Annotated in this window: 8 protein-coding genes; 1 reads left to right on the top strand and 7 read right to left on the bottom strand. The window is 68.7% G+C overall.

Going from position 1 to position 11147, the window contains the following annotated elements:
- Positions 1 to 146: 146 nt before the first annotated feature.
- Both ABZV40_RS04740 and ABZV40_RS04735 read right to left on the bottom strand, forming a co-directional pair.
- Positions 147 to 1172 carry a LacI family DNA-binding transcriptional regulator gene (locus ABZV40_RS04740; protein WP_355435764.1) on the bottom strand — a complete coding sequence of 342 codons (1026 nt, stop codon included), beginning with the start codon at positions 1170 to 1172 and terminating at the stop codon, positions 147 to 149.
- A 78-nt stretch (positions 1173 to 1250) separates the two neighbouring features.
- Complete coding sequence (locus tag ABZV40_RS04735; protein WP_355435761.1) at positions 1251 to 2273, bottom strand: GNAT family N-acetyltransferase; 1023 nt, start codon at positions 2271 to 2273, stop codon at positions 1251 to 1253.
- A gap of 71 nt (positions 2274 to 2344) precedes the next feature.
- Between ABZV40_RS04735 and ABZV40_RS04730 the strand changes: the two genes are divergently transcribed.
- On the top strand, positions 2345 to 3532 hold the full coding sequence (locus ABZV40_RS04730; protein WP_355435758.1) for an esterase-like activity of phytase family protein: 1188 nt from the start codon (positions 2345 to 2347) through the stop codon (positions 3530 to 3532).
- Positions 3533 to 3610: 78 nt separating this feature from the next.
- Here ABZV40_RS04730 and ABZV40_RS04725 read toward each other — a convergent pair whose 3' ends face one another.
- From ABZV40_RS04725 to ABZV40_RS04705, 5 genes are all read right to left on the bottom strand, one after another.
- On the bottom strand, positions 3611 to 5017 hold the full coding sequence (locus ABZV40_RS04725; protein ID WP_355435755.1) for a GH1 family beta-glucosidase: 1407 nt from the start codon (positions 5015 to 5017) through the stop codon (positions 3611 to 3613).
- Between the two features lie 4 nt (positions 5018 to 5021).
- The gene (locus tag ABZV40_RS04720) at positions 5022 to 5846 is read right to left on the bottom strand and encodes a carbohydrate ABC transporter permease (RefSeq protein WP_355435752.1); all 825 of its coding nucleotides are present in this window, start codon (positions 5844 to 5846) and stop codon (positions 5022 to 5024) included.
- Between the two features lie 7 nt (positions 5847 to 5853).
- Complete coding sequence (locus tag ABZV40_RS04715; protein WP_355435814.1) at positions 5854 to 6753, bottom strand: sugar ABC transporter permease; 900 nt, start codon at positions 6751 to 6753, stop codon at positions 5854 to 5856.
- A 74-nt stretch (positions 6754 to 6827) separates the two neighbouring features.
- A complete protein-coding gene (locus ABZV40_RS04710; RefSeq protein WP_355435749.1) occupies positions 6828 to 8090 on the bottom strand; it encodes an extracellular solute-binding protein in 1263 nt (420 codons plus the stop codon).
- A 540-nt stretch (positions 8091 to 8630) separates the two neighbouring features.
- A complete protein-coding gene (locus tag ABZV40_RS04705) occupies positions 8631 to 11144 on the bottom strand; it encodes an FtsX-like permease family protein (RefSeq protein WP_355435811.1) in 2514 nt (837 codons plus the stop codon).
- Positions 11145 to 11147: the final 3 nt, after the last annotated feature.

Below are 11147 nucleotides of genomic sequence, written 5' to 3'. Positions count from 1 at the left end.
GCCCCCCGCCCCACCCTGTCCCCCCCCCCCCCTCCAATCACCCGGCCAAACACGCCCCGCCCTCGTCTTTATTCCGGCCCATAAATCCCCCCTATGGTGGATGAAGGCGCCCTTCATCGACAACGGGGGCGGACCACCTGCGGACGTCAGGCGGACTCGCGCCGAACCAGCACAGTGGGCAGCATCTGCTTCTTGGACTTCACCGTCTCATCCCGAAGCAGCTTCATCAGGTGCTCAACCATGTGCTTGACCTGCAAGTCCGAGTCCTGCCGCACCGAGGTCAACGGCGGCGAGGTGTGCTCGGCGATGGCGACGTGGTCGTCGAACCCGACCACCGCAACATCTTCGGGAACCCGGCGCCCGGCCTCCTGCAACGCCTCCAACGCCCCGGCCGCCATCAAGTCGGACGCCACGAACACCGCGTCCAACGACGGCACCTTGGCCAGCAACGCGGCCATGGCCTTCCGGCCACCCTCACGAGTGAACCCGCCGTCTTCGGTGACCTTCAACGCGCCCTTGTCGTCCAGCCCGAGCGCGGACTTGAAGCCGTTCAACCGATCAATGGCGGACAGCTCGTCCAACGGCCCGGAAACGTGCACGATCTTCCGCCGCCCCAGCGACTTCAGGTGCTCGGTGGCGAGCACCGCGCCGCCCTCGTTGTCGTTGTCGACGAGGTGCATGCCCCGCAACGACCCCCACGGCTTGCCGGCGTACACCACCGGCAACGGCAGCTTCTTCACGACGGAGACCAGTTCGTCGTTGCGGTGCGGCGCGAACATCAGCGCTCCGTCGACGTGACCACCGGCGAGGAACCGGTGTGCGCGTGCCTGGTCGTCCGGTGAGTGCACGAGCATGAGCACCATCTGCACGTCGGCGTCGGCCAGCGCACGTGCGCCGGCCCGGATCAGGCGGGCGAAGTGCGGGTCGTCGAAGATCTTGGGTTCCGGCTCGGAGAACACCACGGCGACGGCGCCGGTGCGGCGGGTGACCAACGCGCGCGCGGCGCGGTTCGGCTGGTAGCCGAGTGCCAGCACCGCGGCGTTGACCGCCTCCAGTGCCTCCGGGCTGACCCGCGGTGACGCGTTCAGCACTCGTGACGCCGTGGCGCGGGAGACTCCAGCCCTCGCGGCCACGTCCTCCAACGTCGGACGCGCGTGGTTGGACACGTGCACCACCACTCCTCGATGAAAACCTTTGAGCCGCCGGTCAGCTTAGCTGCAAGCGATCTCCGAGGAGGGTTTCCGCGCTGTTCATCGTGTTTTTTCGGCCACCACCGTTGCAATTGGCGTCTTCCGGGCGTGCCCGCGGGGTGCGATCGACACCCTGAGCAGGCCGTCCTCCCGGCGTGTCGTGGCCGGCAGGCCCGCGCGGGCAGCGGCTCGCACCAGGGCGTTCTCGGACGGCAGGCACCACGCCACGAGCTCCGAGTAGCCGGCCGCGCCCGCGTCGGACGCCAGGGCGCGCAGCAACGCCGTGCCGACGCCGCGGTGCTGCCACGCGTCCTCGACGAGCAGCGAGATCTCGGCGCAGTCCGGGGTGCCGGTGTGGATGATCTGGCCCAGCGCGACCACCTGGTCCGCGCACTGCGCCAGGACCGTCGTGCCGCGCGGCGGGTTGAGCAGGCGGTGCAGCCAGCGGCGGGGCACCGCGCGCATGCCGGAGTGGTAGCGGTTGAACAAGGTCTTCATCGAGCAACGGGAGTGCAGGCCGGCGACGGCCTCCTCGTCAGCGGCAACCCCGGGGCGCAGCACCAGCGCCACGCCGTCGTCGCTGAGGAATCCCCGGATCGCGGGGGCCTGCGCCTCCACGAGGTCGAGCAACGCCTGCGCCCGCGCCAGCTCGACCTGGGTGAACCTGGCCCAGCCGCGCCTGGCGACCAGGTCGCCGAGCTGCACCTGGCCCTCGTCGGCCTCGCCGTGGGTCACCGAGTCGGCGGCGAGCACCTGGCGGAGCGCCTCCGCGGTCTTGCCCGGATCGATCAACGCCATCTTGGCGGCACGCAGCGCCGCCGTCGGTTCGTCCACGAGATCCCTCACGTCGGCCCGCGTGATCCGGACGCGTTTGGCTCCTTCGCTGCGCACGGCCTCGACGAGGTCGGCGGGCAGCACGCCCTCGCCCGCCTGCACGACGATCTCGTCGAGAACGCCGCCGGGCACGGGGATCACGTGCAACGCGAGGACGTTGCAGTCGGCTGCGGCCAGCCGGACGGTGACGCGGGCGAGCGCACCGGGGCTGTCGCTGAGTTCGAAGCGCATGCGCCAGGTCGTGGTCATGCACCAAGAGTTCACTTGGCTTGTTGCCGCGAGGCGAACCACGAGTAAAACGCTCGTCATAGGGTTCGCGCATGAGGAGAACACTGGCCGTAGGCCTCACCCTGCTCACCGTCACCTCGCTGGCCACCCCCACCACCGCCGCACCGGTGACGGCGCCACGCCAGGCGACGTTGACCAACTTCGCCTCACTGCCCGCCGAGACCTACCTTCCGGGAAGCGAGCCCAGCGGCGCCGCTCTCGGCACGACTCCGATCAACGGTGTCGCGGTGCCGTTCGCGGACCAGCCGGTGCAGGGCTTCAGCAGCGTGCTGCGCAACAGCGACGGCACCTACGACGTCCTGTCCGACAACGGTTACGGCACCAAGGCCAACAGCGCCGACTTCCTCCTGCGCATCAACCGCATCGCGCCGGACTTCAGGACCGGTGCCGTGGACGTGGTCGGCGGCATCACGCTGACCGACCCCAACGGCCACATCAAGTTCCCGCTCACCCGCGCCGACCGCGTGCTGACCGGCGCCGACCTCGATCCCGAGTCGTTCACCCGCACCGCCGACGGCACCTACTGGATCGGCGACGAGTTCGGTCCGTACCTGCTGCACTTCGACCGCGCCGGACGTCTCCTCGCCGCGCCGGTCCCGCTGCCGGGGGTGCGCGCTCCCGAGAACCCCGAGGGCAACCCGAACCTGCCGAGCAGCAAGGGCTTCGAGGGCCTCACGCTGTCTCCCGACGGCAAGACGCTCAACGCGCTGCTGGAGGGCACCGTCGCCGGTGACGAGCCGGGCACCCTGCGGCTCAACGAGTTCGACATCGCGTCCAACGCGTTCACCGGTGAGAAGTGGCTCTACAAACTGGAAGACCCCGGCTTCGCCATCGGTGACGCGGTCGCCGTCGACAGCAACCGCCTGCTGATCATCGAGCGCGACAGCGGTCAGGGCGACGCCGCCAAGCACAAGAAGGTCTACCTCGCCGACAAGCGCGACCGCGACCACGACGGCAAGCTCGACAAGACGCTCGTCGCCGACCTGCTGAACCTCGCGAACCCCAGGCGCGTCGGCGGCCAGGCGGACCCGTTCCGGTTCCCGTTCGTCACGATCGAGGACGTCACGATCCTCGACGACCGCACGATCGCGGTCCTCAACGACAACAACTTCCCGTCGTCGTCGGGCCGCACGCCGGGCAAGCCGGACAACAACGAGTTCATCACCATCAGGCTCGGCGAGAACCTGCACGCCGACCCGAGGGTCCTGCGCAGGCGATAAATGAGAGAGCGCTCTCACCCGTGGCACAGAGGTGTCCGCGGGTGAGAGCGCCAAGGCCCCCTAGGCCCGGCTGCTGGGCTAAACGGTGTAACCGTGCGCGGGAAGCCCGTTCTGCCCGATGATCCTCGACAGCGTGACCGCGCTTTCCTTCACCGTGCGCTGCTGCGTCTCGAAATCGACGTGCACGATCCCGAACCGCTGCGAGTACCCGGCCGCCCACTCGAAGTTGTCGAGCAGCGACCACGCGAGGTACCCGCGGACGTCGGCACCTTCGGAGATCGCCCGGTGCACCGCGCGCACGTGGTCCACCAGGTAGCGCGTCCGCTCGACGTCCACGACCCTGCCCATCGGGTCCACGACGTCGGGGAACGCGGACCCGTTCTCCGTGACCACCAGCGGCACCCCGCCGGCGTCGCGCGACAACCGGACCAGCAACTCCGTGAACGCGTCGGCGTTCTGCTCCCACCCGAACCCGGTCAGCTCGCCCTGCGGCGGCCCGATCGCCGCACCGCGCAGCCCCGCGTGCGGCCCGAACGGCACGAAATCGGGGTCGGCCGCAGCGACACGGGTCGGGCTGTAGTAGTTCACGCCGATCCAGTCGATCGGGGTCGCGATGATCTCCATGTCACCGTCGCGCACCACGTTCGTCCAGTCGCCCAGCCACGCCGTGTCCTGCAGGACGTCGAGCGGGTAGCCGCGGCCGCAGACCGGGTCGAGCAGGATGCGGTTCTGCAGCCCGTCGACCTTCCGCACGGCCTCTTCGTCGTCGCCGTAGACAGTGCTGAAGTTCAGCACGATCGACAGCCGGTGCGACTCGGGTGCCTGCGCCCGCAGCGCCTGCGTCGCGAGCCCGTGGGCCAGCAGCAGGTGGTGCGCCGCTTCCAGGGACGCCACCGCGTCGGTGATGCCCGGCGCGTGGATTCCGTTGCCGTAGCCCAGGAACGCGGACACCCAGGGCTCGTTCAGCGTCGTCCACGCCTGCACGCGGTCGCCCAGCCGTTCGTGCACGAGGGCGGCGTAATCGGCGAAGCGGTAGGCCGTGTCCCGGTTGCGCCAGCCGCCGAAGTCCTCCAGGACTTGCGGCAGGTCCCAGTGGTACAGCGTGACCAGCGGCTGGATGTCCTTCTCCAGCAACGAGTCCACCAACCGGTCGTAGAACTCGAGCCCGCGCTCCTCCACCTGGCCGCTGCCGGTGGGCTGGATCCTGGGCCACGCGACGGAGAACCGGTACGCGGCCAGTCCCAGCGAGGCCATCAGGTCCACATCGGAGGAGTACCGGTTGTAGTGGTCGCAGGCCGGATCACCCGTGTCACCGGCCAGCACCTTGCCGGGCGTCGCCGCGAACGTGTCCCAGATCGAGGCACCACGACCGTCCACTGTGGTCGAACCTTCGATCTGGAACGCCGCGGTCGCCGCTCCCCACAGGAAGTCCGGTGGGAAGGTCAGCACCTCCCGCCCGACCTCGACGTCCGAGTCGGTCGTCATTCACTCATCCCTTCACCGCGCCCTGCATGATGCCGCCCACGATCTGGCGCGACAGGAGGACGAAGATCGCGATCACCGGCAGCACCGCGAGCGAGGCACCGGCGAGCATCAACGAGTAGTCCGTGTAGTACCCGCTGGCCAGCGTCGACAGCGCCACCTGGACCGTCGGGCTGTCGTTGGGGTCCAGCACGATCAACGGCCAGAAGAAGTCGTTCCACGCGGTCATGAACGTGAACATGCCGAGCACGGCGGCCTGTGGGCGCACCGCCGGGAAACCGACGTGCCAGAACGTCCGCAGCACCGAGCACCCGTCCACGCGGGCCGCCTCGATCAGTTCGTACGGCACCGTTTCCTCGCACGCCTGGCGCATCCAGAACACGGCGAACGACCCGATCAGCGCCGGCACGATGACCGCCTGCAGCGTGCCGTACCAGTCGAGGTCCGACATCAGCATGTACAGCGGGATCACCCCGAGCTGCGTCGGCACCATCGCGGTGCCGAGCACGACCAGGAACAGCGCGTCGCGGCCCTTGAACCGCAGCCGCGCGAACGCGAACCCGGCCAGCGTGCCCAGCACGACGTTCGAGATCGCCACGGTCGCCGCCACGACGAACGAGTTCTGCATGGCGAGCCAGAAGTCGACGGTGTCGAAGACGCGCGTGATGTTCTCGACCAGGTTGCCGCCGGGAACCAGCGGCGGCACCTTGTCGCCGAGCACGGAGTTGTCCTTCGACGCCACGATGAACGAGTAGTACAGCGGGAACACCGACGCCGCGAGCACGGCGACCAGGAACCCGTAGAGCAGCGGACCCGCCTTGGCGTTCTTCATCGTCTGATCACCCCTTGCCCGCGATGCGCCGGGTCAGCGAGAAGTTGACGATCGCGACCAGCAGGACGACCACGAACAGCATCCACGCGATGGTGGCCGCGTAGCCGGCGTCGAACAGCCGGAAACCCTTCTCGTACATGTAGAGCACCAGCGTCTGGAACTGCCGGTCGGAGCCGCCGGTCGAGTTGTTCGCGGCGAAACCGGGGTCGAACAGCGCGGGCTCGGCGAACAGCTGCAGACCGCCGATCGTCGACGTCACGACGGTGAACAGGATCGTCGGCCGGATCGACGGCACGGTGATCGACCAGAACATCCGCCAGCGCGACGCACCGTCCAAAGTGGCCGACTCGTACATGTCCTTCGGCACCGACTGCATCGCCGCGAGGTAGAGCAGCGCGTTGTAGCCGGTCCAGCGCCACATGACCATTGTGGACACCGCGAGGTGCGAGGCCCACGTCTCGGCGCGCCAGTCGATCGGGTCGATCCCGACCAGACCCAGCAGGAAGTTCACGATGCCGAAGTCGCGGCCGAAGAACTGCGCGAACACCAGCGCCACCGCGGCGACCGAGATGACGTTGGGCAGCAGCACCCCCGCCCGCCAGAACGCGCTGCCGCGCAGACCCCGGTCCAGCAACGCCGCGAGCCCCAGCGCCGCCAGCAGCTGCGGCACCGTCGACAGCACGAACAGGCTCAGCGTGTTGAACAGCGCGTTCCAGAACTTGGCGTCCCCGAACAGCTCCGCGTAGTTCGCGAACCCGACGAACCCCTGGTTGCCGTCGATCAGCTGCCAGTCGTGCAGCGACACCCAGGCCGTGTACACCAACGGGTAAAGGCCGAAGATGCCGAACACCACGAAGAACGGCGCGATGATCAGGTACGGCGTGTACTTGGCGTCCCAGCGGCTCAGGCCGAAGCGCTTCGACGGCGTGGAAGAAGGAACCGAGGCGGCTGGAGCCGCCTCGGTCCGGGTGCGCAGGTCCGTCACTTGACGGCGTCCTGCGCTTCCTTCAACGCCTGCGTCCACGCGTCCGCGGCGGACTGCTTGCCCTGTTCGACGCGGGTCAGCGCGGTGCCGAACACCGGTCCGACCTTCGAGTCCTTCGTGCCGCGGTAGGTCGGCTTCAGCGACTCGGCCGAGGAGGCGAAGATCTTGCCCACCGGGGCCTTGTTGAAGTACTCGTTCACGGTCGCCTGAACCTCGGGGTCCCGGTAGACCTCGGGCTGGCTGGGCAGGTTGCCGGTCTCCTTGAAGATCCGCTTCTGCTGCCCAGGTGCGGTCAGCCACTTGGCCAGCTCGTAGGCTTCCTTGGGGTGCTTGCCCTGCTTGGGAATCGCGAGGAACGAGCCACCCCAGTTGCCGCCACCACCGGGAGCGGTCGTCACGTCCCACTTCCCGGCCGCCGCGTCACCGGCACCCGCCTTGATCAGCGCGAGCGCCCAGGCCGGGCACGTGGTGGTGGCGAACGAGCCCTGCTTCAGCGCGACGTTCCAGTCCTGGCTGAACGGTTCCAGCGCACCGGTCTGCTGCTTCGTGCCGAGCGCCGCCGCGGTGTCGAACGCCGTCTTGACCTTGTCGTTCTTGTCCGCGATGTAGGAGTCGTCCTTCGCGAAGTAGCCCTCCTCGGTCTGGTCGAGGATGGCCTTGTAGACGTTGCGCCCGGTGTCGACGAACTTCACGTTCGGCGTCTTGGCGGTGAACTGGTCGGCGACCTTCGAGTAGTCCGCCCACGTCGGCCACAGCTTCGCGACCTCGGTCCGGTCGGTCGGCAGGCCGGCCGCCTCGAACAGGTCGCGGCGGTAGCACAGGCCCAGGCTGCCCATGTCCGTGCCCAGCCCCAGCACGAAGTCACCGCCGTCCGCGGTGCCCTGGTTCCACTTCCAGCCGGCCCACTGCGACTTGAGGTCCTTCGCCCCGTACTCGGCGAGGTTCACGAACTTGTCCTTGGAGGCGCGGAACTGCGAGACCACACCTTCTTCGAGGGCCACGATGTCCGCCGCGCCACGGCCACCCGCGAGCTGCGTCGCGAGCTGCGTGTTGTGCTGCTCCATCTTGACCTTGCGCTGCTCGATCTTGATGTTCGGGTGCGCGGCCTGGTACTCCTCGATGAGCTTGTCGTAGCCGAAGTCGGAGAAGAGGCCCAGCGACAGCTGCACCTTGCCGTCGGCCTCGGAACTCCCGCCGCACCCGGCGGCCAGAACCATCACGAGGGTCGCAGCGACGCTGCCGACCAGCCTTCTGCTCATCCGTCCTCCTCGACGACGCCGTGAGCGGCGCTTAACTGTGATGAGAGCGCTCTCACACTCAACCGGAGACGCGCGGGTGTCAAGCGCTCGACATCGTTCCGTAACTTTGTCGGAGCAGGCAACAAAAACGGCGCGCGTCTCGCTTGGGCTGCTTCGGCACGCGGGGACCCCGCGTGCACCAGGAGTGCACGAAAGCTCCCCGCGTGCACCCCGGAGACGACGAAGAGGGACGACCGGGCCCTCGCTCCGGTCGTCCCTCACCCCAGGTAGAGGGCCTTGCGCGCAAAACGTGACGCGCGCTCTCGAACTTTTTTTCGCGAACGCCGCCACCACCTACCGCTGCGGGAACGCGGGGGCCCTGCGTTCCCCAGAGGGAAACGCAGGGCCCCGCGTTCCTTTCGCGATGCGGAAAAGCAGCGGAGGTCCGGCGCTCCGATGGCGCCGGACCTCCACCGATCCCCCGGCCGTGCGGCCCCTGTTTCCGCACGCCCGAACCCGCCTGGTTCGGCCCCCGACAGCCGGAGCCAGGCGGGGTGTCCGCTAGGCCTCCGCCATGCCCGCGACCACGGAGTTCTTGGCCGCGCGCCGGGCGGGCAGAGCGGCGGCGACCACAGCCGCGACCACCGCGAGCCCGAGCATGGCCGCGATCTGGCCGAACGGGATGGAGAAGCTGATCTGGAACTCCGGGTTGGACATCGCCCTGACCAGCACCCACCCGAACCCGGCACCGAGCAGCACGCCCACGACCGCGCCGATCAGCGCCATCAGGATCGACTCGACCACCAACATCTGCCGCAGCTGGCCCCGCGTCAGGCCCAGCGCCCTCAGCAGCGCCGACTCACGGGTCCGTTCGAGCACCGACAGCGTCAGCGTGTTCGCGATGCCGAACAGGGCGATGATCAGCGCCAGGCCGACGAGGGCCCAGATGAACAGCAGCACCTGGTCGATCTGCGAGTTCAGCTCGGCCTTGGTCTCGGCGGCGGAGTTCAGCACCGCGACCGGCGAGGTGGCGATGACGCGTTCGAGGTCGGCGCGCGCCACCGTGATGTCGGTGCCCGGCGCGAGCTTGACCAGCAGCTTCTGGTAGCCCTTCATGGGCTCCTTGAGCAGCGACTGCGCCGAGTTGAGCGTGACGATGCCGGTGCCGTAGCTGTTGTCCTTGATCAGGGCGACGACCTTGAAGTCCTTGCCGCTGATCTTGACGGTGGAGCCGACGGCGAGGCCCGCTTCCTTGGCCTCCTTCTCGCGCATGCCGATCTCGTTGTCCTTCAGACCGGTCAGCGTGCCGCTGGTCGTCTCCGGGCGGACCAGCGACCCGATCGCGTCGGCCGGGTAGCCGGTGACGTCGGCGTACTTGAGCTGGTCGGACTCGCCGTACGCGGTGAGCTCCGGCGCGATCCTGGCGACGTTGCGCACCTTCGCCAGCTCGTCGGCGAACTTCTGGGTCAACGGCTGGCTGTAGACGTTCGACTTGACCTCGTAGTCGGCCGGGAACCGCTTGTCCACCTGCTGGTTCATCGTCTCGCGGCCGCTGCCGGCCACGACCGCCACCATCGCGACGATGGTCACGCCGATCATCAGCGCCGCCGTGGTGGTGGCCGTGCGCTTCGGGTTGCGGCCCGCGTTGGCCGAGGCCAGCTTGGCCGGGACACCGCGCAGCGCCTTGCCGAACAGGCGGTTGATCGGGCCCACGTACAGCGGTCCGAGCAGCAGCACCGCGAGCAGCAGGACCATCGTGCCGCCGCCGGCGACGAACAGCGCGGTCTCCTCCTTCTCCTGGTGCATGCCGAAGTAGACGGCCGCGCCACCGATCAGGCCGATCACCAGGGCGACCGCGATCCGGGCCTTGCCGGTGCGGGCGACGTCGTCGTGGCTGTCGGGCTGCGAGCGCAGGGCGGCCACCGGGGCGACCTTCGTGGCACGGCGGGCCGGCAGCACGGCCGACAGCACGGTCACGAGGACACCGACGGCGAAGCCCGCGGCGATCGTCACCCACGAGATCGGCAGACGGATCGCGACGTCGTCCCCGCTGGGGCCACCGACCGTGCCCACCAGTGCCTGCAGGGCCGCCGAGACACCGAGTCCGCCCAGGATGCCCAGCACGGACGCCGCCAGACCCATGAAAACCGCTTCGGCGAGCACGCTGCGGAACACCTGGCCGCGTTCCGCGCCGACGCAGCGCAACAACGCGAGTTCCTTGGTGCGCTGGGCAACCAGGATGGTGAACGTGTTGTAGATGACCATTCCGGCGACGACGAGCGAGATCGCGGCGAACGCGAGCAGAAACGTTTTGATCTCGCCGGCGGCATCACCCACCTGTTCCAGCGTCGCCTTGGTCAGCTGCTCGCCGGTCTGCACCTGGTAGCCGGAACCGACGGCCTTGTTGATGTTGTCGACGAGCTGCTGCTGCGACACACCGGCGTTGGCCACGGCGACGATCTCGTAGATCCGCTGGTCCGGGACCACCGTGCGCAGACCCTCCGGCGAGACCACGACGTGGTCGCTGCCGGACATCGACACGCTGCTGGCGCCCTGCTGGTAGGTGCCGACGATGGTGAACGCGTGCTCGGCGTTGTCCTTGTCGAGCAGCTTGAGCCTGTCGCCGACCTTGAGCTTCGCGACCTGCGCGGTCTTGACGTCGATCGCGGCCTCGTCGGCCTTGCCCGGGAACCTGCCGTCCTTGAGGTCGAGGTCGCGCAGCTTCTCCGTCGTGGGCAACGGCTGCACCAACGCGTTGCGCGCCTTGCCGTCACCGCCGAGCAACGCGGCGCTGCCGAACTCACGCGAGTCGGCGCCCGCGACACCCGGTGTGTTGCGGACCTTCTGCAGCACGTCGGCCGGGATTCCGTTGTCCTGCTTGTTGTTCTCCGCGAGGTGCACCGCCGCGTCGACGTTGCGGGCGCTGCGGGCGAAGTTGTCCCTAGTCTGCTCCTCGACGGCGTCGCCGAGCACGAGCGTGCCCGTCACGAACGCGACGCCGAGCGCGATGGCGATGCTGGACAGCACCAGCCGCGCCGTGCGGGCGCGCAGGCCCGCGAGGGTCGTCTTCAGCATCTT

It is taken from the genome of Lentzea sp. NPDC004782 (genome assembly GCF_040609115.1).
In the GTDB taxonomy this organism is placed as follows: domain Bacteria; phylum Actinomycetota; class Actinomycetes; order Mycobacteriales; family Pseudonocardiaceae; genus Lentzea.
Note: the sequence above shows the minus strand (reverse complement) of the source record. Positions and strands in the feature narration are given on the sequence as shown.